Below are 24470 nucleotides of genomic sequence, written 5' to 3'. Positions count from 1 at the left end.
CATGTCCGTTGCCAAAACTGCCTCTATTAGCGAAACCAAGGGTTTCGACCTTAAACGCAGCCTGCTGGAGACCATTGTCGCTGGCCTGCTGGCACTTATCGTGTTTGGTCCGGTCGTTGGTGTGGTGCTCGACGGCTACACCTTCAATGCCGAGCCGCGCCGCGTGGCCTGGCTGGTCGGCGGTGTGATGGTGGGGCGCTTCCTGCTCAGCCTGTTCCTGCAGACTGCCCCCGGGCAGCGCATGCTCCAGGGCTTCGACAGCGGTGGCTCGGGCGTGCATGTGACCGCACCGGACTACAAGTCGCGCCTGCGTTACATCATCCCCGCGCTGATCGTGATTGCCATCGTTTTCCCGATCTTCGCCAACAAGTACCTGCTGACCGTGGTCATCCTCGGCCTGATCTACGTATTGCTGGGCCTTGGCCTGAACATCGTGGTCGGCCTGGCCGGCCTGCTCGACCTCGGTTACGTGGCGTTCTATGCCATCGGTGCCTACGGTCTGGCGCTGGGTTACCAGTACCTGGGGCTGGGCTTCTGGAGCGTGCTGCCGCTGGCGGCCATCGCTGCGGCGCTGGCGGGGTGCATCCTCGGCTTCCCGGTGTTGCGCATGCACGGTGACTACCTGGCGATCGTGACGCTGGGCTTTGGCGAGATCATTCGCCTGGTGCTGAACAACTGGCTATCGTTCACCGGTGGCCCCAACGGCATGCCGGCACCTTCACCCACCTTCTTCGGCCTTGAGTTCGGCCGCCGGGCCAAGGATGGCGGGGTGCCGATCCACGAGTTCTTCGGCTTCGAGTACAACGCCAGCCTCAAGTTCGTGTTCATCTACGCGGTGCTGTTCATGGTCGTGCTGGCAGTGCTGTACATCAAGCATCGCCTGACTCGCATGCCGGTCGGCCGGGCCTGGGAAGCGCTGCGCGAAGACGAGATCGCCTGCCGCTCGATGGGCCTGAACCACGTGCTGGTCAAGCTGTCGGCCTTTACCCTGGGCGCCTCGACTGCCGGTCTGGCGGGGGTGTTCTTCGCCACCTACCAGGGCTTCGTCAACCCGTCGTCATTCACATTCTTCGAGTCGGCGCTGATCCTCGCCATCGTCGTGCTGGGTGGCATGGGCTCGACCGTGGGTGTGGTCATCGCGGCGTTCGTGCTGACCGTGGCGCCGGAACTGCTGCGCAGCTTCTCCGAATACCGGGTGCTGCTGTTCGGCGTGCTGATGGTGCTGATGATGATCTGGCGACCGCGTGGGCTGATCCGCATCAGCCGTACCGGTGTGACCCCGCGTAAAGGAGTGGCGCCATGAGCGACGATATCATTCTCTCGGTCGACAACCTGATGATGCAGTTCGGTGGCATCAAGGCGCTCAGCGACGTCAGCCTGAAGGTCCGGCGCAACCAGATCTTTGCCCTGATCGGCCCCAACGGCGCCGGCAAGACCACGGTGTTCAACTGCCTGACCGGCTTTTACAAGGCCAGTGGCGGACGTATCGAACTGAACGTGCGCGGCAGCCACACCAACGTCATCCAGCTGCTCGGCGAACGCTTCCAGGCGGCCGACTTCGTGTCGCCTGCGCGCTTTGCCAACCGTATGTACTACAAGATGTTCGGCGGTACCCACCTGGTCAATCGCGCCGGCCTGGCGCGCACCTTCCAGAACATTCGCCTGTTCAAGGAAATGTCGGTGGTGGAGAACCTGCTGGTGGCCCAGCACATGTGGGTCAACCGCAACTTGCTGGCCGGGGTGCTCAACACCAAGGCCTACCGCAAGGCCGAAAGCGATGCGCTGGACCACGCCTTCTACTGGCTGGAAGTGGTCGACCTGGTCGATTGCGCCAACCGCCTGGCCGGCGAGCTGTCGTACGGCCAGCAGCGGCGCCTGGAAATCGCCCGGGCCATGTGCACGCGGCCGAAGATCATCTGCCTGGACGAACCGGCGGCGGGCCTTAACCCGCAGGAAACCGAGGCACTCAGCCGCATGATCCGTGTGCTGCGTGACGAGCACGACATCACTGTGGTGCTGATCGAGCACGACATGGGCATGGTCATGAGCATCTCCGACCATATCGTGGTGCTGGACCACGGCAACGTGATTGCCGAAGGTGCGCCGCAGGACATCCGCCACAACCCGACGGTGATTGCCGCCTACCTGGGTGCAGACGAAGAGGAACTGGTATGAGTGCACCCATTCTCGAGCTGAAAGACCTGGACGTGTTCTATGGGCCGATCCAGGCGCTGAAGAAAGTCTCGATGCACATCAACGAGGGCGAGACGGTAAGCCTGATCGGCGCCAACGGTGCCGGCAAGTCGACCCTGCTGATGTCGATTTTCGGCCAGCCGCGGGCGGCATCCGGGCATATCGTGTACCGCGGCACCGACATCACCCGCAAATCCTCGCACTACATCGCCTCCAACGGCATTGCCCAGTCGCCGGAGGGGCGCCGGGTGTTTCCCGACATGACCGTCGAGGAAAACCTGATGATGGGTACCATCCCCATCGGCGACAAGCATGCCGACGAAGACATGCAGCGTATGTACGAGCTGTTCCCGCGGTTGAAGGAGCGGCGTAACCAGCGGGCCATGACCATGTCCGGTGGCGAGCAGCAAATGCTGGCGATTGCCCGGGCGCTGATGAGCCGGCCGAAGTTGCTGTTGCTGGACGAGCCCTCGCTGGGGCTGGCGCCGATCGTGGTCAAGCAGATCTTCTCGACTTTGCGAGAGCTGGCCAAGACCGGGATGACCATTTTCCTGGTGGAGCAGAACGCCAACCATGCGCTGAAACTGTCGGACCGGGCCTATGTGATGGTCAACGGGCAGATTCGCATGACCGGGACCGGGCAGGAACTGTTGGTCAATGAGGAAGTGCGTAACGCTTATCTGGGCGGGCACTGAGTTGTATGCAGGGGCTGCAATGCAGCCCCCTTCTCAATGTGGAAAACTTGTCGTTCCCTTCTCCCGAAACACACCCATATTCCTTCGCAAGCCATTGTTTCCACAGGCCAACTCTTTTCCACGGATAGTGTGGAGCCGCCTGTGGAAAACATGGTGGCATATCGCTCAAGGCCTTGAGTATCAAGCCCTGTAGCGATTTGATCATTTTTTGTTCATATCCCCGTTGTGGATGATTTTCCCAAGCTTTCAAAATCTCTGCGTGTGCTTCAAGTGCAGTGCCAATCCTGTGGATAACTCTGTGTAAAAACCTTGGACAGACCGCTGCAGGCGGCATGTTTGAAAGCCTTGCGCCATCATCGCCAAGATATCCACCGACCACAATCCGCTGAAAGGGTTCCGTGCAGTGGACAAGTTGCCCCCAATCCGTGGGGAAAGCCTTGTGGATAACATGCGCATACCTGGCGGCGAACCCTCTGCTGCAAGGGTTTCACGAGTATGAACAAAAAATGAACAGCCCTTGAGCGGCTTGCTGCCTGCGCCGTGCGCGGGCATGCTGCAAAGCTGCCATGACAACCTACCGTGAGGAACACAGCATGACGTCCACCGTATTCATCACTGGCGCGACTTCCGGTTTCGGCGAGGCCACCGCCCGCCGCTTTGCAGAAGCCGGCTGGAAGCTGGTACTCACTGGGCGCCGCAAAGAGCGCCTGGACGCCCTGTGCGCTGAACTGTCGGCCAAGACCGAAGTGCATGGCCTGGTGCTGGACGTGCGTGACCGCAAGGCCATGGAGCAGGCTATTGCCAATCTGCCGGCCGGCTTTGAAAAGATTCGCGGTCTGGTCAACAACGCCGGCTTGGCGCTGGGTGTGGATGCTGCGCAGAACTGCAGCCTGGACGACTGGGAAACCATGGTCGACACCAACATCAAGGGCCTGATGTACACCACTCGCCTGCTGCTGCCACGGCTCATCGCCCATGGCCGCGGCGCGTCGATCCTGAACGTCGGGTCGGTGGCGGGCAACTACCCGTACCCGGGCAGCAACGTGTATGGCGGCACCAAGGCCTTCGTCGGCCAGTTCTCGCTGAGCCTGCGTTGCGACCTGCGCGGTACCGGCGTGCGTGTGAGCAACATCGAGCCGGGCCTGTGCGAGAGCGAGTTCTCGCTGGTGCGCTTCGGGGGTGACCAGGCCAAGTACGATGCTACCTACGCGGGTGCGGAGCCGATCCAGCCACAGGATATTGCCGAGACCATCTTCTGGATCCTCAACCAGCCGGCGCACATCAATATCAACAGCCTTGAACTGATGCCGGTGAGCCAGGACTGGGCAGGGTTCTCGATCGACCGATCAAAAGGCTAAGCACGAGGCGCGAACCGGAAAGATCCGGTTCGCGGAGCAACGCATCGCTCAGTTGATATAGTAAAAGCCGGTTCTTTCTTTAGGGATGATGCCTAACGCTTGAAGGACATCGTTGATGGCGTCATGCCGGCCCATGTCCTCGGCCGTTGCTTTGCAATTGATGACACGGCGCAGGCTTAGCAGGTAGCTGAGTTTGCCATGGGAGTGCTCGTCATAGCGGTGGCCGTGATCGATTATCTTCTGTGCTGCTCGGTTGATCTGCTCTTCGACAAATGCCTTGAAGGCTTCTGCTTCCATGTTGGTAACTCCTGAACGTTCGAGAAAGGAGCACCAACATAGGCGTGGGGAGATGCTTCCGGCAGAGGGAAACGCTCACCCCTGACAGGTTCGTTGTATGGACAGTCAGAAGTTCGCCTGATTCAGCCCTTCCAGGCAGGTAGCCAAGTGATAAGGCGTGGTCGATGGCATGTCATCCCTGCTCACCGCGCCGTCACCCCCTCGGCACTCATACCAGCCGGCGTCACGCAGGAACCGCGCTGAAAGGGCAACTAATTGCCCCGCGAGCTTTGCTTCACTGCCTTCACGCAATGTAAGCGCCCGCAGGTACTCGGCCTGCGCCCAGATACGCTGGGAGGCATCAAGCACCCGGCCATCCACATTCAGCATGGCCAGTACGGCCGCATCCTTCACCCCGAATTGCTCGGCAAAGCCGAAGGCTCGGTCTATCGACGCATGCAGCGGCGTGTCACGCAGCAGCGGGGAGGTATGCAGCAGATAGAACCACTCGAACTGGTGCCCAGGCTCGAACCAGTTATCCACAGCCCCGCGTGGCTTTTCCAGCATCAGGCCATGGGCCGGTTCAATGAAATGCGCCTCGAGCGCCTGACACAATTGCAGCAGCGACTGGCGGACATGTTCGTCGCCACGCACAGCCATTACTTGCAGGAACGCTTCGGCCAGGTGCATCTGCGGGTTTTGCAGCGGGCCACTGCCGAGGTCGGCCCAGTCTTCGCCCAGGCAGGCTTCGTACAGGCCATCGTCACGGGCGAACTGCTGGTCGATGATGTCCAGCGCGGCATTCAACGTGGACTCCACCAGGTTTTCGCGCACTTTGCCCCAGTAGTGCGCGCAGGCGAACACGATGAAGGCGTGGGTATACAGGTCCTTGCGCCGGTCCAGCGGCTTGCCGTGGGCGTCGATGCTGTAGAACCAGCCCCCGTGCTCGGCATCGTGGAAGTGCTTTTGCAGCGAGCGAAACAGGGCTGCGGCGCGTTCGGCGGCGCCCGGTTGGCCGATACGGCTGCTGAACACGTACAGCTGGCGTGCACAGGCCATGGCCCGGTAGCGCTGCACCGGCAACGGTTGGTGCTGGGCGTCCAGCGCTTCGTAGGGCAGGGCCATGTCGGCGTTCCAGCCCGGGCCTTGCCACAGCGGCACGATGCGTTCGGCGAAGTGCTGGTTGAAGCGGGCCAGTTCGGGCAGGGTGGGGCGGGGGTCGGACATTTGGGCGCTCGTCGCTGTCGGGCAGGGCGCCATGGTAGCAGAAGTGGGGTTTTCAGTAGCCTGGGTTGCCGAGCCCCTGCCAATGCCGCGCCCCGACAAAGATGAAGCGCAATTGCTGGGTGATCTTTTCCTGCGGCGTCAGGGCCTGTGGATAACCCGCTTCCGGGTTGTCGATAAGCTCGGGCAGAGTGGCGAACACGGTCTTCACCACCAGGTCGGCCATCACCGCAAGCGCGGCGCTGTCCAGGTGTTGCCAGCGCTTCATGCGCGCAAGGTCGGTGGCAAGGTCGTCACTGATATCCTGGCGCAGGCGGGCAATGGCCTGGCGCACGGCCTGTGCGCCGCCGTACTGCTCGCGGGCCAGGAACAGGAACTGCGCGCGGTGGGCGGCTACCACGTCGAGGAAGATGCGCACCGAGGCGTCGGTGATGCCGCCCAGTTCGAATTCGTTCTGGCGCACCAGGCGGATGGTCTGGCGGAAGGTGGTGTCGATTTCGGCGACAAGTGCCAGGCCCAGGGCGTCCATGTCGGAGAAATGCCGATAGAAGCCGGTCGGCACGATGCCAGCCGTCTTCGCCACCTCGCGCAGGCTGATACTGCCGAAACCACGGCCACTCTCCATGAGCAGGCAGGCGGCATCGAGCAGGGCCTGGCGGGTCTGTAGCTTCTGTTCGGCGCGCGGTAGCATGGTGCGGGCTTCTGTAACGGTCAGGCTGGGCACTCTAGATAAAAAAACAAAGCCCGGTCAATGGACCGGGCCTGGAGGGGAGCAAGCGTTGTGACAGAAGTTGTTCTTTTCGGCCATGGCGATCAGCTCACACGGCTGAGTTCAACCAGGCGATCCGAGCCACCTTCAGCGACACGGCCAGCTTGTTCGATCAGACGATCGGAGCCGCCTTCGGCAACACGGCCAGCTTGTTCGATCAGACGATCGGAGCCGCCTTCGGCAACACGGCCAGCTTGTTCGATCAGACGATCGGAGCCGCCTTCGGCAACACGGCCAGCTTGTTCGATCAGGCGATCCGAGCCGCCTTCGGCAACACGGCCAGCTTGTTCGATCAGGCGATCCGAGCCACCTTCGGCGACACGGCCAGTACGTTCGATCAGTCGATCGGAACCACCTTCAGCTACGGTTTTCAGCGGCTGGGCAATTTCGGCTGCGCTGGAGCGCGCTTCTGATGTCAGGTGTTGCTCGGACGCAGGCAAGGCGAAAGCGTTGGCGGCCAGAAGGGACAGGGTCAGGGTCAGCAGATGGCGTTTCATGATTTCGGTGCTCCTCTCGGGGGCTGGAAAGTGGGTACGGAGCCAATGCTACGCCGCGTAACGCCAGAGAGAAGTTCATATGGGTAATGGTAACAATCGACCATATTGATAGAGGTTGGAAAGGCCTCTATTCCAAGCCTTGCAGGCGTAATGACAATCCCCTGACCCTGTTGATGGTAGGTAACATGTGCGCCGTGGCGCGACAGATTCCTGAGCAAAAGGCCAGGAAAAACTTCGCTATCATGGCGCCATCGATAAAACCTCACGGGTTTTCATCAGTCGGAGTTATTGAGGCCATCGCTGCGCCTGTTTTCTGTCATGCCGCAAGGAGAATTACGCAATGACGCGTCCCGCCAGAATCCTCGTCTGGACCCTCGCCAGCCTGCTTACCGTGCTGGCGATCCTGGTGGTAGTGATTGCCACCTTCGACTGGAACCGCGTCAAGCCACTGCTCAATGAGAAGGTCTCCGAAGCCTTGCATCGGCCCTTCGCGATCAACGGCAACCTCGCCGTGCACTGGCGTACCGAACCCGAAGAGGGCGGTTGGCGTGCCTGGGTGCCTTGGCCGCACTTCATTGCCGAAGACCTGACGCTGGGCAACCCCGAGTGGCTCAAGGAGCCGAAGATGGTCGGCCTTGAGCGTGTGGAGTTTCGCCTGGCGCCGCTGCCGCTGGTGTTCCAGCAGATCAGCATACCCCGCATCAACCTCACCAAGCCCACTGCCAGCCTCACTCGCCTGGCCGATGGCCGTGCCAACTGGGTCTTCGACTTCGGCCCCAAGGATGAAAACGCCGAACCTTCCAAATGGCAGCTGGACATCGGCGCCATCGGCTTTGACCAGGGCAACGTCAGCTTCGACGACCAGACCCTGAAAACCCGCATGAAGGTGCAGATCGACCCGCTTGGCAAGCCAATCCCGTTCAGTGAGATTGTCGGCAAGACCAGCGCCGAGAAGGCCGGCGGTGCGCAGGACTATGCCTTCGGCCTCAAGGCCCAGGGCCGCTACAAAGGCCAGCCAGTGTCCGGCACCGGCAAGATAGGTGGCCTGCTGGCCCTGCAGGACGCCAGCCAGCCGTTCCCGCTGCAGGCCGACGTGCGCATCGCCGACACCCATGTGGTGCTCGCCGGCACCCTCACCGACCCGCGCAACCTTGGTGCCCTCGACCTGCGCCTGCGTTTGTCGGGTGCCAGCCTGGGCAACCTCTACCCATTGACCGGCGTCACCTTGCCTGACACCCCGGCCTATTCCACCGACGGCCACCTACGCGCCAACCTGCAGGCGGCGCAAGGGGCGTCGTTCAATTACCAGGGCTTCAACGGCAAGATCGGCGACAGCGATATACATGGGGACCTGGCCTTCGTTGCCAGCCAGCCACGGCCCAGACTGTCCGGCAACCTGGTATCGAACCAGTTGCTGTTCAAGGACCTGGCGCCGCTGATCGGTGCCGACTCCAATGCCGAACAGAAGGCCCGTGGCGGTGCCAGCAAGCAGCCTGCAGGCAAGGTGCTGCCAGTGGAGGCGTTTCGCACCGAGCGTTGGCGGGCAATGGACGCTGATGTCACCTTTGCTGGCAAGCGCATCGTGCACAGCGCGCAACTGCCGTTCACTGACCTGTCGGCCCATGTGGTTCTCGAAGACGGCCTGTTGCGCCTGGAGCCCCTGCGCTTTGGCGTGGCCGGCGGCAGCCTGGCCTCCAACATCCGCCTGGACGGGCGCAGCGTGCCCTTGCAGGGGCGCGCGAAGTTGACTGCGCGGGGCTTCAAGCTCAAGCAACTGTTCCCCACCTTCGCGCCAATGCAGACCAGCTTTGGTGAGCTCAATGGCGACGCCGACATCAGCGGCCGTGGCAACTCGGTAGCCGCCTTGCTGGGTACCGCCAATGGCGACCTGCGCATGCTGATCAACGATGGCGCCATCAGCCGTAGCCTGATGGAAATCGCCGGGTTGAACGTGGGCAACTATGTGGTCGGCAAGCTGTTTGGTGATGAGGACGTGAAGATCAACTGTGCGGCAGCCGATGTAGGCATCAAGGATGGCCTGGCGACTACGCGGCTGTTCATCTTCGATACCGAGAACGCGATCATCTACATCGACGGCACGGCGAATTTCGCTTCCGAGCAACTGGATTTGAACATCACCCCGGAATCGAAAGGGCTGCGGTTGTTCTCGCTGCGTTCCCCCCTGTATGTGCGCGGACCGTTCGCCAAGCCGAACGCCGGTGTGCAGGCAGTGCCGCTGGCGTTGCGTGGCGCAGGGATGGTTGCGCTGGGGGTGGTGGCAGGACCGGCGGCGGGGTTGCTGGCGCTGATTGCGCCCAGCAGCGGGGATGACCCGAACCAGTGCACACCGTTGTTGCAGCAGATGAAGGCAGGCAAGGCGCCGGCGGCGGTGAAAGCGCGGAAATAGCAAGGGGCCGCAAAAGCGGCCCCTTGAGGGTGTCAGAAATCAAAGGCCTTGCAACAGGTCGGACATATCGTCCGCGTGCTCCTCTTCCTGCGCCAGGATGTCTTCGAAGATACGACGGGTAGTCGGGTCTTTATCCCCGATGTACTGAATGATCTCGCGGTAGCTGTCGATGGCAATGCGCTCTGCCACCAGGTCTTCCAGCACCATCTCTTTCAGCGAATTGCCGGCCACGTACTGGGCATGCGAGTGCTTGGTCAGGTTGTCGGGGTTGAAGTCCGGCTCCCCGCCCAGTTGCACGATGCGTTCGGCCAGCTTGTCGGCATGTTCGGCTTCCTGGTTGGCATGTTCCAGAAACTCCTCGGCAGCCACACTGGCTTTGATGCCGCTGGCCATGAAGTAGTGGCGCTTGTAGCGCAGCACACAGACCAGCTCGGTGGCCAGCGATTCATTAAGCAGGCGCAGGATCTGTTCACGGTCGGCGTGGTAACCCTCGGTCACTGCGCCTTGCTCCACATGCTGGCGTGCACGCTCGCGCAGGGTTTTCACATCGGTCAGTTCAACATTGCTCATGGTTATCTCCAGCAGGGGTCAGGGTCGGGTCGGAACACAGGCTTACGCGCCATGCAGGGCGTCGCTGTCCTCCTGGCGTTGCTTGCAGGTCTTGAAGCCTTTGGCATCCACATGGCCGGTGGCATCGAAGCGCACGTAATAGGGCTGCTGCTTGCCGTCGTTGTTGAGGATGTAGTCGTTGCAGGTGCCCCCGTGCGGCAGGTCGATCACGCTCGACGGGCTGCCGCCAATGGCGATGACCTTCTGCATGGTCATACCGTTCTCCACCTGCTTGACCAGCGGCTCATCGCGGTAGGTGACGTAATCCACCGGGTTTTCCGGGCGGCTGCCGCAGGCGGCCAGGGTGGCGCTTGCCAGAAGGATTGCCAGGGTCTGCTTGTACATGGTCCCGCTCCTTGCAAAGGGTCTGTGTGGTTTTGAACCACAGCGCGCGCCAGGAGTTCGATTGCGATGGTCATCATGGCCGCTGTAGTGTTGGCCCGTCGTACACGCAAAGGAGCTGCGGCAATGCAGCAGGATTTGGCCACGCGATACCCGCTGGTGCTGGTGCCGGGCATGCTCGGGTTTGTCCGGATGGTGCTCTACCCCTACTGGTTCGGCATTGTGCCGGCCTTGCGCAAGGGCGGGGCGCAGGTGTTTCCGGTGCAGGTTTCGCCGCTGCATTCCAGCGAGGTACGCGGCGAGCAGTTGCTGGCGATCATCGAAGATATCTGCCAACGTACCGGCGTCGACAAGGTCAACCTCATCGGCCACAGCCAGGGCGCACTGAGCGCGCGTTACGCAGCGGCCAAACGGCCGGGGCGGGTGGCGTCGGTCACCTCGGTGGCGGGGCCCAACCATGGCTCCGAGCTGGCCGACCACCTGGAACGCACGGCACCGGGCGATTCACCCCAGGGGCGCATCCTCAAGGCCGTGCTGCATGGGTTTGCCGTGCTGCTGGTGTGGCTGGAAACCGGCTGGCGTCGCGACCCGCTGCCGGTAGATGTGCACGCCTCGCACCAGTCGCTGACCAGCGCCGGGGTGGCACTGTTCAACCAGGCTTATCCACAGGGCCTGCCGCAAACCTGGGGTGGGGAAGGGGCCTATGAGGTCAATGGCGTACGCTATTACTCCTGGTCCGGCACCTTGCAACCCGGCCTGACAGACCAGGGGCGCAACCGCTTCGACGGCAGCAGCCGCTTCTGCCGCCTGTTCGCACGCAGTTTCATCAAGGAAAAGGGCCATTGCGACGGCATGGTCGGGCGTTTCAGTTCGCACCTGGGGCAGGTGATCGGCGACGATTACCCGCTCGATCACCTGGACATCGTCAACCAGTCGCTCGGTGCCGTGGGCAAAGGCGCGGAGCCTGTGCGGCTATTCACCGAACATGCCGCCCGGCTCAAGGCGGCGGGGCTTTAGCTCAAGTGCCTTGGCGGCGGATCGGCGTGGTCCAGCGTTCGGCCAGCACTACGCCGGCCAGGGTCAGCAAGCCGCCGACCAGGTGGTAACCGGCCAGTTGTTCGTCGAGCACCACGGCGGCGATCAGCGCGGTGACCAGCGGCAGCAAGTTGAAGAACAGTGTGGTGCGGCTGGGCCCCAGGCGGTGCACGGCCTGCATCCACACCAGCGGCGCGATCATCGAAGCCAGTACGCAGGCATACAGGACCAGGCCGATGTTGTGGCTGTTCAGGCCGGTCTTGTCTGACAGCAGGAACAGCGGTAGCAACACGACGATGGCCACCAGCACCTGAAGGTACAGCAGCTGCATCGGCGGCAGGCGCAGCTGCCATTTCTTCAGCAGGAAGCTGTACAGCGCATAGGCCAATGTAGCCACCAGCATCAACAGGTCGCCGCTGTTCAGCCCTTGCTGAAGCAGGCTGGCGGGGTGGCCGGCACTGACCACTTCAAGCACGCCGAAGAATGACACCACCGCGCCCAGCAGGGCACCGTAGCTCAGGCGCTGGCCAAGCCAGGCGATGGACAGCGCCAGTGACATCAGCGGCATCAGCGAGAGGATGATGCCCATGTTGGTGGCACTGGTGATGCCGGCGGCGAAGTAGGCCAGGCTCTGGTACATCGCCATGCCCAGCACGCCGAGCACGAACACCTTGGCCAGGTGCGGGCGGATGGCTGCACGGTTGCGCCACACGGCGGGCAGCAGGAACGGCGTGAACAGCAAGGCGGCCAGCAACCAGCGGTAGAAGCCGATCTCCGCAGGGTGGATGGCACCGGCGGACATCTTGGTGACCACGGTGTTGCCGGCCCAGATGAGGATGGCGGTGAGGGGGAACAGGTAGTTCATGCAGCAGGGTACTCGCTGGGGGCTGGAATGGGGCTGCTTTGCAGCCCTTCGCGGGTGAACCCGCTCCTACGGGGGATACACAGGCCTGGAGGCTGGCGCAGATCCTGTGGGAGCGGCGAGCCCGCGAAGGCCTGCAAGGCAGGTCCCCGATAGGCCTGTATTATCGAATGTCTGTCTACAAGCCTATACTTCTATCCAGACAACCGACCCTGCAAAGCAGACAGCATGCCGCGTAAATACCTCGATATCCCCCAGTTCACCCAACTGCCGGCCCCGGTGTACTTCCGCCACGACGAGTTCGTTGCCGACACCCACAGCGCCGTGCATCAACACGCCTGGGGCCAGCTGAACTACACCGCCCACGGCGTGATGCAATTGGATGTGGCCGGCCAGCGCTTCCTGTCGCCGCCGCACTACGCCGTCTGGGTGCCGCCCGACACCGAGCACGGCTGCTACAACCCCCAGGCCATCGTCTACCGTTCTATCTATCTCGACCGCAGCCTGTGCGCAGCGCTGCCACCGCACCCGTGCAGCCTGATGATCAGTGACATCCTCAAGGCCATCCTCGGTGACTTCGCCCGGCGCAATCTCAAGGTGGCCGAGGACGAGCGTGACCAGCGCCTGGTACAGGTACTGCTTGACCAGTTGCTGCTGGCGCCCACCTTGGCCTGCTACCTGCCGTTTGCCCACAGCGATGGCTTGCGCCAGGTGCTCGACGCGCTCAGCGCCGAGCCGGGGGACAACCGCCCGCTGGCCGACTGGGCCGCACGCGTACACGTCAGCGAACGCACCCTGGCCCGCCAGTTTCTGCGCGAGCTGGGCATCAGCTTTGGCGAATGGCGCCTGCGCCTGCGTTTTCTGCGTGCCATCGAAGCGCTGGAAGCCGGCCTGCCGATTCAGGCCATTGCCTTCGACCTTGGCTACAGCAGCGCTTCGGCGTTCATCGCCATGTTCCAGCGCCAGGCCCGGTGTACGCCCGAGCAGTACCGCCGGCAGGCGCGGGCGGGGCGCTGAACATTCTTGGCTACACTCAGCTCGATCCCCGTGCATCGGGCGCGGAGCCAAGGAGACCACTCCATGAAAGTGCTGCAAATCCCGTTACTGGCGCTGGCGGTGTTGTTCAGTGCCCAAGGTTTCGCTGCCAATACCGCGCAGCAGGAAAAGATGAAAACCTGCAACGCCGACGCCACCGCCAAGGCCCTCAAGGGCGATGAACGCAAAGCGTTCATGAGCACCTGCCTGAAAAAGGATGTGCCCCAAACCCAGCAAGAGAAAATGAAGACCTGCAATGCTGACGCCACCACCAAAGCCCTGAAGGGGGACGAGCGCAAGGCCTTCATGAGCGATTGCCTGAAGAAGAAATGACCTGCGCCTATGCCTGCGCCGCCAAGGCTGGCAGACTGCGGCATTCCCGCTGTCTGCCGTCGAGGCTGTATGACCTTTACCCCCCGTCAGATCACCCTGGCCAGCCTGATCATCGTCATGGCCGGGTTGCTGCTGGCTTTGCCCCTGAAGTTGCTGCCCAGCCTGCTGGCCGGTCTGCTGGTGTTCGAACTGGTCAACATGCTGACCCCGCGCCTGCAACCGCTGCTTGCTGGCCAACGCGCGCGCTGGCTGGCCGTGGCGCTGCTCGGCACGCTGGTGGTCAGCACCCTGACACTGCTGATTGCCGGTGCCTTCAGCTTCCTGCTGCACGAGGCGGAAAACCCCGGCGCCTCGTTGGACAAGTTCATGGCCTTGGTCGAGCGAGCCCGCAGCCAGTTGCCCCCTTTCATCGAGGGCTATCTGCCTGCCAGTGCCGCAGAGTTCAAGGTGGCCATCGGCGACTGGATCAAGAGCCACCTGAGCGATTTGCAGCTGGTGGGCAAGGGCATGGCGCACATGTTCGTGACGATGCTCATCGGCATGATCCTCGGCGCCATCATCGCTTTGCAGCGCATTCCCGATATTTCCCGGCGCAAGCCCCTGGCGGCGGCGCTGTTCGAACGTCTTAGCCTGCTGGTGAAAGCGTTTCGCAACATCGTGTTCGCGCAAATCAAGATCTCGCTGCTCAACACGATCTTCACTGGCATTTTCCTGGCCGTGGTGATGCCACTGTTCGACGTACACCTGCCGCTGACCAAGACGCTGATCGTGCTGACCTTCCTGCTGGGCTTGCTGCCGGTGATCGGCAACCTGATGTCCAACACCTTGATCACCATCGTCGGCCTGTCGCTGTCGATCTGGGTGGCGGCAGCGGCGCTGGGTTACCTGGTCGTCATCCACAAGATCGAGTATTTCCTCAACGCGCGGATCGTGGGTGGGCAGATCAGTGCCAAGGCGTGGGAATTGCTGCTGGCGATGCTGGTATTCGAGGCGGCGTTCGGGCTGCCTGGTGTCGTGGCGGGGCCCATCTACTATGCCTATCTGAAGAGTGAGCTGAAGCGGGCGGAGCTGGTCTGATCATGTAGTGGCCTGTACCGGCCCTTTCGCGGGTAAACCCGCTCCTACAGGGGCCTGCGGCCAATCACCGATGTGTGTCCACCCCCGATCGGGCGTAGGAGCGGGTTTACCCGCGAATACGGTAGCGGCGGCAACGGTGAACGGCGGGTGGTAATTGGCCAGCAAGCCCGGCCTCTTCGCGGGTAAACCCGCTCCTACACGCGGCCTGCGGCCAATCACCGATGTGTGTCCACCCCCGATCGGGCGTAGGAGCGGGTTTACCCGCGAATACGGTAGCGGCGGCAACGGTGAACGGCGGGTGGTAATTGGCCAGCAAGCCCGGCCTCTTCGCGGGTAAACCCGCTCCTACACGCGGCCTGCGGCCAATCACCGATGTGTGTCCACCCCCGATCGGTGCGTAGGAGCGGGTTTACCCGCGAATACGGTAGCGGCGGCAACGGTGAACGACTGGTGGAGATTGGCCAGCAGCCCCAGCCCGTTCGCGGCTACAGGCTAATCGACAAATCAGGCCGCGCCGTAACGCTTGCGCGCCTCGATGGCCAGCCCGCTACCAATGCTGCCAAAGATATTGCCTTCCACATGCCGTGCATTCGGCAGCATCGCCGAAACACTGTTGCGCAGCGCCGGAATGCCGCTGGAGCCACCGGTGAAGAACACCGTATCGACCTGGCCTTCGCTTACCCCAGCCTTGGCCAGCAGTTCGGTCACGCTACCGCGCACGCGCTCCAGCAGTCCTTCGATCGCCTCTTCGAACAGCGTGCGGGTCAGTTCCGCAGTCAGCTCGGGCTCGACGCGGCGCAGGTCGATGTGGCGGCTGTCATGCTCGGTCAGCTCGATCTTGCTGGCTTCCACTTCCATCGCCAGCCAGTGCCCGGCGCGCTGTTCGATCAATTTGAACAGGCGATCGATGCCGAAGCTGTCCTCGATGTCATAGCGCATGCTGCCCAGCGCCAACTGTGACTTCTGCGAATACAAGGCGTTGATGGTGTGCCAGGTGGCCAGGTTGAGGTGGTAGCTGGTCGGCATCAGCGCACCGCTCTTCATGCGGCTGCCATAGCCAAACAACGGCATCACGCCCTGAAGGCTCAGTTGCTTGTCGAAGTCGGTACCGCCAATGTGCACACCGCCGGTGGCGAGGATGTCGCTTTGGCGCTCGGCGACCAGATGGCGCTCGGGCGACAGGCGGATCAGGGTGAAGTCCGAGGTACCACCGCCGATGTCGACGATCAGTACCAGCTCTTCGCGGCTGATGCTCGACTCATAGTCGAAGGCCGCGGCAATCGGCTCGTACTGGAACGACACGTCCTTGAAGCCGATTTTGCGCGCCACTTCGGCCAAGGTGTCCTCGGCCTCCTGGTCGGCAGCCGGGTCTTCGTCGACGAAGAACACCGGGCGGCCCAGCACCACCTGGTCGAATTCTCGGCCAGCGGCCGCCTCAGCGCGCTTCTTGAGCTCGCCGATGAACATGCCCAGCAGGTCCTTGAACGGCAGGGCGCTGCCCAGCACGCTGGTGTCGTGCTTGATCAGCTTCGAGCCCAGCAGGCTTTTCAGCGAGCGCATCAGGCGGCCTTCGTAGCCTTCCAGGTACTCGTGCAGCGCCAGGCGGCCATACACCGGGCGCCGCTCTTCGATATTGAAGAACACCACCGAGGGCAAGGTGATCTTGCCGTCTTCCAGGGCAATCAGCGACTCGACGCCAGGCCGATGCCAGCCGACCGTGGAGTTGGAGGTGCCAAAGTCGATGCCCAGGGCGCGGGCCGGGGATACGTCAGACATGGGAAATGGGCTTCCGGAGGCAAAACGGCCGCGCAGTGTATGCCAGTTGGCTACAGAATCAAGACCAGTCGTCTGCCTTGAGGCAAACCCAAGTCGGTCTTGAAAGGCTATGCTTGACCCCTATCTTCAGTTGCAACATGCACATTCACATTGGTGATCCATAAATGGACTTCAAAGACTATTACAAGATACTCGGCGTAGAGCCCACTGCGGACGACAAGGCGATCAAGGCCGCGTACCGCAAACTGGCGCGCAAGTATCACCCGGATGTCAGCAAGGAGCGCGACGCCGAGGAAAAATTCAAGGAGGCCAACGAGGCCTATGAGGTGCTGGGCGACGCGCAGAAACGTGCCGAGTTCGACGAAATTCGCAAGTACGGCGGCCAGCATGGCCGGCCGTTCCAGGCACCACCGGGTTGGGAAAACCGCGGCGGTGGCGGCGGTTTCGAAGGCGGTGACTTCTCCGACTTCTTCAGCTCGATCTTCGGTGGGCGCAGTGCTGGTGGCAACCCCTTCGGTGGCGCCCGGCAGCAGCAACGCAGTGCTGGCAGGCGGGGGCAGGACGTGGAGCTTGAACTGGCAGTGTTCCTTGAAGAGACCCTGAGCAAGGAGTCCAAGCAGATCAGCTTCCAGGTGCCGCAAACCAATGCCATGGGCCAGCGCACCGGCTTCACCACCAAGACCTTGAACGTGAGGATTCCGGCTGGGGTGACCGACGGCGAGCGCATCCGCCTCAAGGGCCAGGGCGCGCCCGGCAGCGGTGGCGGGGCCAACGGTGACCTGTTCCTGACCATCCGCATGGCACCGCACCCGCTGTTCGATGTCGAAGGTCATGACCTGATCATCACTGTGCCGTTGGCACCGTGGGAGGCGGCCCTGGGCGCCAAGGTGGCGGTTCCGACCCTGGATGGCAAGATCAACCTGACCATCCGTCCTGACAGCCAGAGCGGCCAGCGCCTGCGTGTACCGGGCAAGGGCCTGGCGAACAAGCAGGGAGAGCGCGGCAACCTTTATGCGCAGCTCAAGGTGGTCATGCCACCAGCGTCGGACGAATCTGCCCGCGAACTCTGGACCAAGCTTTCCGAGAAAGCTGCGTTCAACCCGAGGACACAATGGAGTAAGTGATCATGAGCAGCACCCTGATCGTTCAACTGGACATGCGTACCCTGTGTCAGGAAGCCGATGTCACGGCTGAATGCGTGATCGAAATCGTCGAGCACGGCATTGTCGAACCTTCCGGGCGAACGCCGGAGGACTGGCTGTTTGACGATCAGGCGCCGTTGGTGACCAAACGAGCGGTGAAGCTGCACCAGGAGCTGGAACTGGAGTGGGAAGGGGTGGCGCTGGCGCTGGAGCTGTTGCAGGAAGTGCAGCAGTTGCGCAGTGAGAACAGCATGCTGAAGCAGCGTCTGGGCCGGTTTATTCAGATGTAGGTTGCCTTGCCGGCATCTGTGGGAGAGGCCTTGTGTCGCGATGGGCTGTGCAGCAGCCCGAGATCTTTGCTCCACCGCAAAATTGCCGGGGCTGCTTTGCAGCCCTTTCGCGACACAAGGCCGCTCCCACAATGGACCGCATTTCAGGTCGGTTCGGCGCCCGGGTTCAGCACCAGTTGCATGAAGGTCAGATCAAGCCAGCGGCCAAACTTAACCCCCACCTGCGGCATCTGGCCGGTCACCACGAAGCCCAGCCGCTCATGCAGGCGCACCGAAGCTGCATTGCCACGCTCGATCGCTGCCACCATCACATGCTTGCCACATCCGCGCGCGCGTTCGACCAGCGCCGCCATCAACACCGGCCCGAGCCCTTTGCCACGCTGGTCGCTGCGCACGTACACCGAGTGCTCAACGGTCAGGCGAAAGCCCTCGAAAGGCCGCCAGTCGCCAAACGAGGCATACCCCAGCACGCCGGTTTCATCGACCGCCACCAGAATCGGGTAGCCCTGCTGCGCACGCGCTTCAAACCAGGCCTGGCGGTTGTCGAGGTCCACCGGGGTTTCGTTCCAGATCGCCGTGGTGTTGAGCACCGCGTCGTTGTAGATGTCGAGTATGCCTGGCACGTCGGTGTGCAGGGCATCGCGAATTTCGTAGCTCATGACAGCGTCTCGCAAGGTCGTTGCTCGCAGATTAAATGGTTACCAGACCGCGTACACCTTCGGCTTGCATGTTTTCGCCGCGGCCGCGCTGGATGATTTCGCCACGGGCCATGACCAGGTACTGGTCAGCCAGCGCTTCGGCAAAGTCGTAGAACTGCTCCACCAGCAAAATCGCCATGTCGCCACGTTCGGCCAGGCGGCGGATGACCGCGCCGATTTCCTTGATCACCGAGGGCTGGATGCCTTCGGTCGGCTCGTCGAGAATCAGCAGGCGGGGGCGGCTGGCGAGGGCGCGGCCGATGGCCAGCTGTTGCTGCTGGCCGCCAGACAGGTCGCCACCGCGGCGCTGTTTCATCTGCTCCAGCACAGGGAACAGTTCGTAGATGAAGGCCGGTACCTCGCGGGCTTCACGGGCGGGGAAGCGCGACAGGCCCATCAGCAGGTTTTCCTCGACGGTCAGGCGCGGGAAGATCTCGCGGCCCTGGGGCACATAGGCGATGCCGGCCTGCACCCGTTGCTGCGGTTTGAACGCGGTGATCGGCTTGCCTTCCCATTCGATGCTGCCGTCGCGGGCGGGCACCAGGCCCATCAGGCAGCGCAGCAAGGTGGTCTTGCCCACGCCGTTGCGGCCCAGCAGGCAGGTCACTTCGCCGATCTTGGCTTCGAAGGACAGGCCGCGCAGGATGTGGCTGCCGCCGTAGTACTGGTGCAGGGTGTCGATCTTGAGCATGTGAGAGTTCCTGAAAGGGATGCTGTGCCTGTGCCGGCCTCTTCGCGGGCAAGCCCGCTCCTACGACGGGAACCGCCCATGGCATTACGCCCACTGTAGGAACGGGTTTACCCGCGAAGAGGCCGGCACAGGCGCCAAAAATTCAAATCCGGTCAGCGGCCCAGATACACCTCGACCACCCGCTCATCTGCCTGCACCTGCTCCAGCGAGCCTTCCGCCAGCACGCTCCCCTGGTGCAGCACGGTCACATGGTCGGCAATGCTGCCGACGAAGCCCATGTCATGTTCCACCACCATCAGCGAATGCTTGCCGGCCAGGCCCTTGAACAGCTCGGCGGTAAACTCGGTCTCGGCATCAGTCATGCCGGCCACCGGTTCATCCAGCAGCAGCAGTTGCGGCTCCTGCACCAGCAGCATGCCGATCTCCAGAAACTGCTTCTGCCCATGGGACAGCAAGCCGGCCTGGCGCTGGGCCAGCGGCAGCAGGCGCAAGGTGGTCAGCACGTCCTCGATGCGCTGGCGCTGGTCACCGCTCAGGCGCGCGGCCAGGCTGGCCCACACCGACTTGTCGGTCTTCAGCGCCAGCTCCAGGTTCTCGAACACGGTCAGCGCTTCGAACACTGTGGGCTTCTGGAACTTGCGGCCAATGCCGGCCTGGGCGATCTGGTATTCGCTCATGCGGGTCAGGTCGAGGGTATCGCCGAAGTAAGCCGTGCCGCTGTCGGGGCGGGTCTTGCCGGTGATTACGTCCATCATCGTGGTCTTGCCGGCGCCGTTGGGGCCGATGATGCAGCGCAGCTCGCCCACCCCGATGTACAGGTTCAGCGTGTTGAGCGCCTTGAAGCCATCGAAGCTGACGCTGATGTCTTCAAGGCTCAGCACCGTACCGTGGCGGGTATCCAGGCCGGCCTTGCGGCTTTGGCCCAGGCCGATGGCATCGCGCCCGGCACCGAGGTTGTCGAATACCGGTTCCAGCATGAATTCCGGGTGGACTGGGGGCACGCCTCTCATGGCTGGCTCCTTTTCTTCAACAGGCCGACCACGCCCTTGGGCAGGTACAGGGTAACGAGGATGAACAACGCGCCGAGGAAGAACAGCCAGAACTCGGGGAAGGCCACGGTGAACCAGCTTTTCATGCCGTTGACCAGGCCGGCACCGAGCAGCGGGCCGATCAGCGTGCCGCGCCCGCCCAAGGCTACCCAGACGGCGGCTTCGATCGAGTTGGTCGGCGACATCTCGCTGGGGTTGATGATGCCCACCTGCGGCACGTACAGCGCACCGGCCAGGCCGCACAGCACGGCGCTCAGTACCCACACCAGCAGCTTGAAGCCGCGCGGGTCGTAGCCACAGAACATCATGCGGTTTTCAGCGTCACGCACGGCGGTGAGCAGGCGGCCGAACTTGCTGCGGGTCAGGCGCCAGCACAGGTACAGGCTGGCCAGCAGCAGGGCCACGGTCAGCAGGAACAACACCGCGCGGGTGCCCTGGGCTGCAATGTCGAAGCCGAGGATGGTGCGGAAGCTGGTGAAGCCGTTGTTGCCGCCGAAGCCGGTTTCGTTGCGGAAGAACAGCAGCATGCCGGCAAAGGTCAGGGCCTGGGTCATGATCGAGAAGTACACGCCTTTGATCCGCGAGCGGAAAGCGAACCAGCCGAACACCAGCGCCAGCAGCCCGGGCGCCAGCACCACCAGGCACAGGGCCCAGGCGAAATGCTGGGTACCGGCCCAGTACCAGGGCAGTTCGGTCCATGACAGGAAGGTCATGAACCCGGGCAGGCCGTCGCCGGCGGCCTGCCGCATCAGGTACATGCCCATGGCATAGCCGCCCAGGGCGAAGAACAGGCCATGGCCCAGTGACAGCAGCCCGGCATAGCCCCAGACCAGGTCCAGGGCCAAGGCGACGATGGCGTAACAAAGAATCTTGCCGACCAGGGTCAGGGTGTAGGCCGACACGTGTAGGGCATGGTCTGCCGGCAGCAGTGAGCACAGTGGCAAAGCCACCAGCAGCAGGACGACGACGGCACCGATGGCAAGGGTCAGGCGTGGGCCGGCCTTTTGCGTAGCAGTGACAAGCAGTGGCTGGTTCATCAGTCGATTACCCGTCCCTTGAGGGCGAACAGGCCTTGCGGGCGTTTCTGGATGAACAGAATGATCAACGCAAGGATGAGGATCTTGCCGAGTACGGCACCGATCTGCGGCTCCAGCAGCTTGTTGGCGATGCCCAGGCCGAACGCGGCCCAGAGGCTACCGGCCAGCTGCCCGACGCCGCCGAGCACCACCACCAGGAACGAATCGATGATGTAGCTTTGGCCCAGGTCCGGGCCGACATTGCCCACCTGGCTCAAGGCCACGCCACCGAGCCCTGCGATGCCCGAGCCAAGGCCAAAGGCGAGCATGTCGACGCGCCCGGTGGACACGCCGCAGCAGGCGGCCATGTTGCGGTTCTGGGTGACTGCGCGCACGTTCAGGCCCAACCGGGTACGGTTGAGCAGCAGCCAGGTAAGCAGCACCACGGCCAGGGCGAAGCCGATGATGACCAGGCGGTTGTACGGCAGCACCAGGTTGGGCAGCAGCTGGATGCCGCCGGACAGCCAGGCCGGGTTGCTCACTTCGACGTTCTGCGCGCCGAACAGCAGGCGGATGGCCTGGATCAGGATCAGGCTGATGCCCCAGGTGGCCAGCAGGGTTTCCAGTGGCCGGCCGTACAGGTGGCGGATCACCGTGCGCTCCAGCGCCATGCCTACCCCGGCACTGACGGCGAAGGCCACCGGCAGGGCAATCAGCGGGTAGAACTCGATGGCGCCTGGGGCGAAGCGCTGCAGCAGTACCTGGACCATGTAGGTGCTGTAGGCGCCGAGCATCAACATCTCGCCATGGGCCATGTTGATCACCCCGAGCAGGCCGAAGGTGATCGCAAGGCCCAGCGCTGCCAGCAGCAGGACCGAACCCAGCGACAGGCCGCTGAAGGCCTGGCCGAGCAGTTCGCCTACCAGCAGTTTGCGCTTGACCTGGGCCAGGCTCGTTTCGGCGGCTGTGCGCACGCCCGGGTCTAGTTCTGCATCGGGCTGCAGCAGGGCTTCGAGGCGGGTGCGGGCCAGCGGGTCGCCGGTTTCACCCAGCAGGCGCACGGCGGCCAGGCGTACCGCAGGCTCGCTGGCGCCCAGTTGCAGGTTGGCCAGGGCCAGGCCGAGGGCGGCCTGTACGGCGGCGTCCGGCTCGGCGGCGAAGCGCCGGTCGAGGAAGGCCATTTGCGCGGGTTGTGCGCTTTTCTGTAATTGCTGGGCTGCGGCCAGGCGGGTGTCGCTGTTGTCGCTGAGCAACTGGTGGCTGGCCAGGGCGTTGTCGATCAGGCCGCGCAGGCGGTTGTTCAGGCGCACCTTGCGCGTGTCATCGGTGGCGATGCGGCCTTGGCGCAGGTTTTCCAGCAGCGGCAGGCGCGCGGCATCGGGTTGTGCTGCCCAGCCTTCGAGCAGGCCGGCCTGCTCGGCGGGCTTGGCGGTGAGAAAGAATTCGCCCTCGCTGGCGTGGGTTGCCAGGGGGATTAGCAGGAGAAGTGTGAGCAGGAGTCTGAGCATGCGGGCAATCCTGGAAATCGGTGTTGGATTCTTCGCGGGTGAACCCGCGCCTACACAGAGACGGTGCAAGGTTTGAAACCTGCGCGGTCCTTGTAGGAGCGGGTTCACCCGCGAATGGGCTGCAAAGCAGCCCCATGCACTCAGTTACCTTTCACGGCGTAATCTGGCCGCTTGTCATTGCCCGGAATGAACGGGCTCCATGGCTGCGCCCGCAGTGGCTGCTCGGTTTCCCACACCACGCTGAACTGCCCGTCATCCTGAATTTCGCCAATCATCACCGGCTTGTGCAGGTGGTGGTTGGTCTTGTCCATGGTCAGGGTGAAGCCCGACGGTGCCTCGAAGCTCTGCCCGGCCAGTGCTTCGCGGACCTTGTCGACGTCGGTGGACTTGGCTTTCTCCACCGCTTGTGCCCACATGTGGATGCCTACATAGGTGGCTTCCATGGGGTCGTTGGTCACGGCCTTGTCGGCACCCGGCAGGCCCTTGGCCTTCGCGTAGGCCTTCCAGTCGGCGACAAATTTCTGGTTGACCGGGTTATCCACCGATTCGAAGTAGTTCCATGCCGCCAGGTGGCCCACCAGCGGTTTGGTGTCGATGCCGCGCAGTTCCTCCTCGCCCACCGAGAAGGCCACCACCGGCACGTCGGTGGCCTTCAGGCCCTGGTTGGCCAGTTCCTTGTAGAAGGGCACGTTGGAGTCACCATTGACTGTGGAAATGACCGCGGTCTTGCCGCCGGCGGAGAACTTTTTGATGCTGGCGACAATGGTCTGGTAATCAGCGTGGCCAAACGGCGTGTACACCTCTTCGATGTCCTTGTCGGCCACGCCTTTGCTGTGCAGGAATGCGCGCAGGATCTTGTTGGTGGTGCGCGGGTAGACGTAGTCGGTGCCCAGCAGGAAGAAGCGCTTGGCGCTGCCGCCGTCCTCGCTCATCAGGTATTCCACGGCCGGGATGGCTTGCTGGTTCGGGGCGGCGCCTGTGTAGAACACGTTCGGCGACATCTCTTCGCCCTCATACTGCACCGGGTAGAACAGCAGGCCGTTGAGTTCTTCGAACACCGGCAGAACGGACTTGCGCGACACGGAGGTCCAGCAGCCGAACACCACGGCCACTTTGTCCTGGGTCAGCAGTTGACGGCTCTTTTCAGCGAACAGCGGCCAGTTGGACGCCGGGTCGACCACCACCGGTTCCAGCATCTTGCCGTTCACGCCACCCTTGGCGTTGATCTGCTCGATGGTCATCAGCGCCATGTCCTTGAGCGATGTCTCGGAAATGGCCATGGTCCCGGAAAGCGAATGCAGGATACCGACCTTGATGGTCTCGGCGGCCTGGATACTCCAGCTCAGGCCCATCGCCGCGATCGATGCGCTGAGGGTAAGGGCCTTGATCAGACTGCGACGCTTCATGTGCTCTCTCCGCTGAGTTTTTTATGGTGTTGGGCAAGCGGGGAGGGCGTTGCAAGGGCTGTGCCTAGTGGCGAAAGGTACGGTTTAGAGGGGCTGTGCGAGGTGTTGGGGCGTTGGTTGGATCCAGGTTGGTGCCTGATGGATTTGTGTGCACAGGATTGGGGCCGCGGTGCGGCCCATCG

25 protein-coding genes are annotated in these 24470 nt (G+C 62.8%); 11 read left to right on the top strand and 14 right to left on the bottom strand.

The annotated features are described in order from the left end of the window. Position 1 precedes the first annotated feature (1 nt). The 4 genes from livM to PRJ_RS24640 all read left to right on the top strand — a co-directional run bounded on the left by livM (position 2) and on the right by PRJ_RS24640 (position 4246). Positions 2 to 1303: a high-affinity branched-chain amino acid ABC transporter permease LivM gene (gene livM, locus PRJ_RS24655; RefSeq protein ID WP_104962639.1), complete on the top strand. Its 1302-nt coding sequence runs from the start codon at positions 2 to 4 to the stop codon at positions 1301 to 1303. Then, complete coding sequence (locus PRJ_RS24650) at positions 1300 to 2175, top strand: ATP-binding cassette domain-containing protein (protein WP_010955466.1); 876 nt, start codon at positions 1300 to 1302, stop codon at positions 2173 to 2175. Before livM ends, PRJ_RS24650 begins: the two co-directional genes overlap by 4 nt. After that, positions 2172 to 2888 (top strand): ABC transporter ATP-binding protein, encoded by a 717-nt coding sequence (locus tag PRJ_RS24645; protein ID WP_004576969.1) that lies wholly within the window; start codon positions 2172 to 2174, stop codon positions 2886 to 2888. Before PRJ_RS24650 ends, PRJ_RS24645 begins: the two co-directional genes overlap by 4 nt. 593 nt (positions 2889 to 3481) lie before the next feature. Continuing rightward, entirely contained in the window at positions 3482 to 4246 is a 765-nt protein-coding gene (locus PRJ_RS24640) for an SDR family oxidoreductase (protein WP_003249597.1), read from the top strand. Between the two features lie 48 nt (positions 4247 to 4294). On the opposite strand, the gene PRJ_RS24635 is transcribed toward PRJ_RS24640, so the two are convergent. The 4 genes from PRJ_RS24635 to PRJ_RS24620 all read right to left on the bottom strand — a co-directional run bounded on the left by PRJ_RS24635 (position 4295) and on the right by PRJ_RS24620 (position 7012). After that, positions 4295 to 4543 carry a hypothetical protein gene (locus PRJ_RS24635; protein WP_064492504.1) on the bottom strand — a complete coding sequence of 83 codons (249 nt, stop codon included), beginning with the start codon at positions 4541 to 4543 and terminating at the stop codon, positions 4295 to 4297. A 105-nt stretch (positions 4544 to 4648) separates the two neighbouring features. Continuing rightward, positions 4649 to 5749: an AGE family epimerase/isomerase gene (locus PRJ_RS24630; RefSeq protein WP_104962638.1), complete on the bottom strand. Its 1101-nt coding sequence runs from the start codon at positions 5747 to 5749 to the stop codon at positions 4649 to 4651. 52 nt (positions 5750 to 5801) lie between these two features. After that, a complete protein-coding gene (locus PRJ_RS24625; RefSeq protein ID WP_003249603.1) occupies positions 5802 to 6437 on the bottom strand; it encodes a TetR family transcriptional regulator in 636 nt (211 codons plus the stop codon). A gap of 122 nt (positions 6438 to 6559) precedes the next feature. Next, complete coding sequence (locus PRJ_RS24620; protein ID WP_104962637.1) at positions 6560 to 7012, bottom strand: phage infection protein; 453 nt, start codon at positions 7010 to 7012, stop codon at positions 6560 to 6562. 340 nt (positions 7013 to 7352) lie between these two features. Here PRJ_RS24620 and PRJ_RS24610 point away from each other — a divergent pair, with 340 nt between their 5' ends. Continuing rightward, on the top strand, positions 7353 to 9419 hold the full coding sequence (locus PRJ_RS24610) for an AsmA family protein (RefSeq protein WP_104962636.1): 2067 nt from the start codon (positions 7353 to 7355) through the stop codon (positions 9417 to 9419). 39 nt (positions 9420 to 9458) lie between these two features. Here PRJ_RS24610 and PRJ_RS24605 read toward each other — a convergent pair whose 3' ends face one another. Together PRJ_RS24605 and osmE are read right to left on the bottom strand one after the other, a co-directional pair. Beyond that, positions 9459 to 9989 carry a bacterioferritin gene (locus tag PRJ_RS24605; RefSeq protein WP_004576962.1) on the bottom strand — a complete coding sequence of 177 codons (531 nt, stop codon included), beginning with the start codon at positions 9987 to 9989 and terminating at the stop codon, positions 9459 to 9461. Between the two features lie 42 nt (positions 9990 to 10031). Continuing rightward, positions 10032 to 10373 (bottom strand): osmotically-inducible lipoprotein OsmE, encoded by a 342-nt coding sequence (osmE, locus tag PRJ_RS24600; RefSeq protein ID WP_104962635.1) that lies wholly within the window; start codon positions 10371 to 10373, stop codon positions 10032 to 10034. 123 nt (positions 10374 to 10496) lie between these two features. Between osmE and PRJ_RS24595 the strand changes: the two genes are divergently transcribed. Continuing rightward, a complete protein-coding gene (locus tag PRJ_RS24595; RefSeq protein WP_020192926.1) occupies positions 10497 to 11387 on the top strand; it encodes a triacylglycerol lipase in 891 nt (296 codons plus the stop codon). Between the two features lies 1 nt (position 11388). Here PRJ_RS24595 and PRJ_RS24590 read toward each other — a convergent pair whose 3' ends face one another. Further along, a complete protein-coding gene (locus PRJ_RS24590) occupies positions 11389 to 12270 on the bottom strand; it encodes a DMT family transporter (RefSeq protein ID WP_104962634.1) in 882 nt (293 codons plus the stop codon). 225 nt (positions 12271 to 12495) lie between these two features. Between PRJ_RS24590 and PRJ_RS24585 the strand changes: the two genes are divergently transcribed. The 3 genes from PRJ_RS24585 to PRJ_RS24575 all read left to right on the top strand — a co-directional run bounded on the left by PRJ_RS24585 (position 12496) and on the right by PRJ_RS24575 (position 14712). After that, positions 12496 to 13284, top strand: a complete 789-nt coding sequence (locus tag PRJ_RS24585; RefSeq protein ID WP_064492499.1) for a helix-turn-helix transcriptional regulator — start codon at positions 12496 to 12498, stop codon at positions 13282 to 13284. 63 nt (positions 13285 to 13347) lie between these two features. Beyond that, positions 13348 to 13635 carry a PsiF family protein gene (locus PRJ_RS24580; protein WP_014592571.1) on the top strand — a complete coding sequence of 96 codons (288 nt, stop codon included), beginning with the start codon at positions 13348 to 13350 and terminating at the stop codon, positions 13633 to 13635. A 69-nt stretch (positions 13636 to 13704) separates the two neighbouring features. Further along, positions 13705 to 14712, top strand: coding sequence for an AI-2E family transporter (locus PRJ_RS24575; protein ID WP_014592570.1), 1008 nt, complete (start codon positions 13705 to 13707; stop codon positions 14710 to 14712). A gap of 504 nt (positions 14713 to 15216) precedes the next feature. Here PRJ_RS24575 and PRJ_RS24565 read toward each other — a convergent pair. Next, a complete protein-coding gene (locus tag PRJ_RS24565; protein ID WP_010955455.1) occupies positions 15217 to 16488 on the bottom strand; it encodes an Hsp70 family protein in 1272 nt (423 codons plus the stop codon). Positions 16489 to 16652: 164 nt separating this feature from the next. Here PRJ_RS24565 and cbpA point away from each other — a divergent pair, with 164 nt between their 5' ends. Together cbpA and PRJ_RS24555 are read left to right on the top strand one after the other, a co-directional pair. Beyond that, a complete protein-coding gene (gene cbpA, locus PRJ_RS24560) occupies positions 16653 to 17612 on the top strand; it encodes a curved DNA-binding protein (RefSeq protein WP_019437188.1) in 960 nt (319 codons plus the stop codon). Between the two features lie 2 nt (positions 17613 to 17614). Then, on the top strand, positions 17615 to 17920 hold the full coding sequence (locus PRJ_RS24555) for a chaperone modulator CbpM (RefSeq protein ID WP_020191746.1): 306 nt from the start codon (positions 17615 to 17617) through the stop codon (positions 17918 to 17920). A gap of 143 nt (positions 17921 to 18063) precedes the next feature. Here the strand turns inward: PRJ_RS24555 and PRJ_RS24550 are convergent, their stop codons facing one another. From PRJ_RS24550 to urtA, 6 genes are all read right to left on the bottom strand, one after another. Further along, positions 18064 to 18579: a GNAT family N-acetyltransferase gene (locus tag PRJ_RS24550; protein ID WP_010955452.1), complete on the bottom strand. Its 516-nt coding sequence runs from the start codon at positions 18577 to 18579 to the stop codon at positions 18064 to 18066. A 31-nt stretch (positions 18580 to 18610) separates the two neighbouring features. Further along, complete coding sequence (gene urtE, locus PRJ_RS24545) at positions 18611 to 19309, bottom strand: urea ABC transporter ATP-binding subunit UrtE (protein ID WP_104962633.1); 699 nt, start codon at positions 19307 to 19309, stop codon at positions 18611 to 18613. A gap of 152 nt (positions 19310 to 19461) precedes the next feature. Beyond that, a complete protein-coding gene (gene urtD, locus PRJ_RS24540) occupies positions 19462 to 20319 on the bottom strand; it encodes an urea ABC transporter ATP-binding protein UrtD (RefSeq protein WP_010955450.1) in 858 nt (285 codons plus the stop codon). Next, on the bottom strand, positions 20316 to 21395 hold the full coding sequence (gene urtC / locus PRJ_RS24535) for an urea ABC transporter permease subunit UrtC (protein ID WP_010955449.1): 1080 nt from the start codon (positions 21393 to 21395) through the stop codon (positions 20316 to 20318). The genes urtD and urtC overlap by 4 nt, the downstream gene beginning before the upstream one ends. Continuing rightward, a complete protein-coding gene (gene urtB / locus PRJ_RS24530; RefSeq protein ID WP_104962632.1) occupies positions 21395 to 22882 on the bottom strand; it encodes an urea ABC transporter permease subunit UrtB in 1488 nt (495 codons plus the stop codon). Before urtB ends, urtC begins: the two co-directional genes overlap by 1 nt. A 140-nt stretch (positions 22883 to 23022) precedes the next feature. Then, on the bottom strand, positions 23023 to 24288 hold the full coding sequence (gene urtA / locus PRJ_RS24525) for an urea ABC transporter substrate-binding protein (protein WP_003249642.1): 1266 nt from the start codon (positions 24286 to 24288) through the stop codon (positions 23023 to 23025). Between the last annotated feature and the right edge of the window lie 182 nt (positions 24289 to 24470).

The organism is Pseudomonas sp. XWY-1, assembly GCF_002953115.1.
GTDB lineage: Bacteria > Pseudomonadota > Gammaproteobacteria > Pseudomonadales > Pseudomonadaceae > Aquipseudomonas > Aquipseudomonas alloputida.
Note: the sequence above shows the minus strand (reverse complement) of the source record. Positions and strands in the feature narration are given on the sequence as shown.

Excerpts from the sequence above, each read along its gene's own strand:
- livM (WP_104962639.1), top strand. The coding sequence starts at position 2 with ATGTCCGTTGCCAAAACTGCCTCTATTAGCGAAACCAAGGGTTTCGAC.
- PRJ_RS24650 (WP_010955466.1), top strand. The coding sequence starts at position 1,300 with ATGAGCGACGATATCATTCTCTCGGTCGACAACCTGATGATGCAGTTC.
- PRJ_RS24645 (WP_004576969.1), top strand. The coding sequence starts at position 2,172 with ATGAGTGCACCCATTCTCGAGCTGAAAGACCTGGACGTGTTCTATGGG.
- PRJ_RS24640 (WP_003249597.1), top strand. The coding sequence starts at position 3,482 with ATGACGTCCACCGTATTCATCACTGGCGCGACTTCCGGTTTCGGCGAG.
- PRJ_RS24635 (WP_064492504.1), bottom strand. The coding sequence starts at position 4,543 with ATGGAAGCAGAAGCCTTCAAGGCATTTGTCGAAGAGCAGATCAACCGA.
- PRJ_RS24630 (WP_104962638.1), bottom strand. The coding sequence starts at position 5,749 with ATGTCCGACCCCCGCCCCACCCTGCCCGAACTGGCCCGCTTCAACCAG.
- PRJ_RS24625 (WP_003249603.1), bottom strand. The coding sequence starts at position 6,437 with ATGCTACCGCGCGCCGAACAGAAGCTACAGACCCGCCAGGCCCTGCTC.
- PRJ_RS24620 (WP_104962637.1), bottom strand. The coding sequence starts at position 7,012 with ATGAAACGCCATCTGCTGACCCTGACCCTGTCCCTTCTGGCCGCCAAC.
- PRJ_RS24610 (WP_104962636.1), top strand. The coding sequence starts at position 7,353 with ATGACGCGTCCCGCCAGAATCCTCGTCTGGACCCTCGCCAGCCTGCTT.
- PRJ_RS24605 (WP_004576962.1), bottom strand. The coding sequence starts at position 9,989 with ATGAGCAATGTTGAACTGACCGATGTGAAAACCCTGCGCGAGCGTGCA.
- osmE (WP_104962635.1), bottom strand. The coding sequence starts at position 10,373 with ATGTACAAGCAGACCCTGGCAATCCTTCTGGCAAGCGCCACCCTGGCC.
- PRJ_RS24595 (WP_020192926.1), top strand. The coding sequence starts at position 10,497 with ATGCAGCAGGATTTGGCCACGCGATACCCGCTGGTGCTGGTGCCGGGC.
- PRJ_RS24590 (WP_104962634.1), bottom strand. The coding sequence starts at position 12,270 with ATGAACTACCTGTTCCCCCTCACCGCCATCCTCATCTGGGCCGGCAAC.
- PRJ_RS24585 (WP_064492499.1), top strand. The coding sequence starts at position 12,496 with ATGCCGCGTAAATACCTCGATATCCCCCAGTTCACCCAACTGCCGGCC.
- PRJ_RS24580 (WP_014592571.1), top strand. The coding sequence starts at position 13,348 with ATGAAAGTGCTGCAAATCCCGTTACTGGCGCTGGCGGTGTTGTTCAGT.
- PRJ_RS24575 (WP_014592570.1), top strand. The coding sequence starts at position 13,705 with ATGACCTTTACCCCCCGTCAGATCACCCTGGCCAGCCTGATCATCGTC.
- PRJ_RS24565 (WP_010955455.1), bottom strand. The coding sequence starts at position 16,488 with ATGTCTGACGTATCCCCGGCCCGCGCCCTGGGCATCGACTTTGGCACC.
- cbpA (WP_019437188.1), top strand. The coding sequence starts at position 16,653 with ATGGACTTCAAAGACTATTACAAGATACTCGGCGTAGAGCCCACTGCG.
- PRJ_RS24555 (WP_020191746.1), top strand. The coding sequence starts at position 17,615 with ATGAGCAGCACCCTGATCGTTCAACTGGACATGCGTACCCTGTGTCAG.
- PRJ_RS24550 (WP_010955452.1), bottom strand. The coding sequence starts at position 18,579 with ATGAGCTACGAAATTCGCGATGCCCTGCACACCGACGTGCCAGGCATA.
- urtE (WP_104962633.1), bottom strand. The coding sequence starts at position 19,309 with ATGCTCAAGATCGACACCCTGCACCAGTACTACGGCGGCAGCCACATC.
- urtD (WP_010955450.1), bottom strand. The coding sequence starts at position 20,319 with ATGAGAGGCGTGCCCCCAGTCCACCCGGAATTCATGCTGGAACCGGTA.
- urtC (WP_010955449.1), bottom strand. The coding sequence starts at position 21,395 with ATGAACCAGCCACTGCTTGTCACTGCTACGCAAAAGGCCGGCCCACGC.
- urtB (WP_104962632.1), bottom strand. The coding sequence starts at position 22,882 with ATGCTCAGACTCCTGCTCACACTTCTCCTGCTAATCCCCCTGGCAACC.
- urtA (WP_003249642.1), bottom strand. The coding sequence starts at position 24,288 with ATGAAGCGTCGCAGTCTGATCAAGGCCCTTACCCTCAGCGCATCGATC.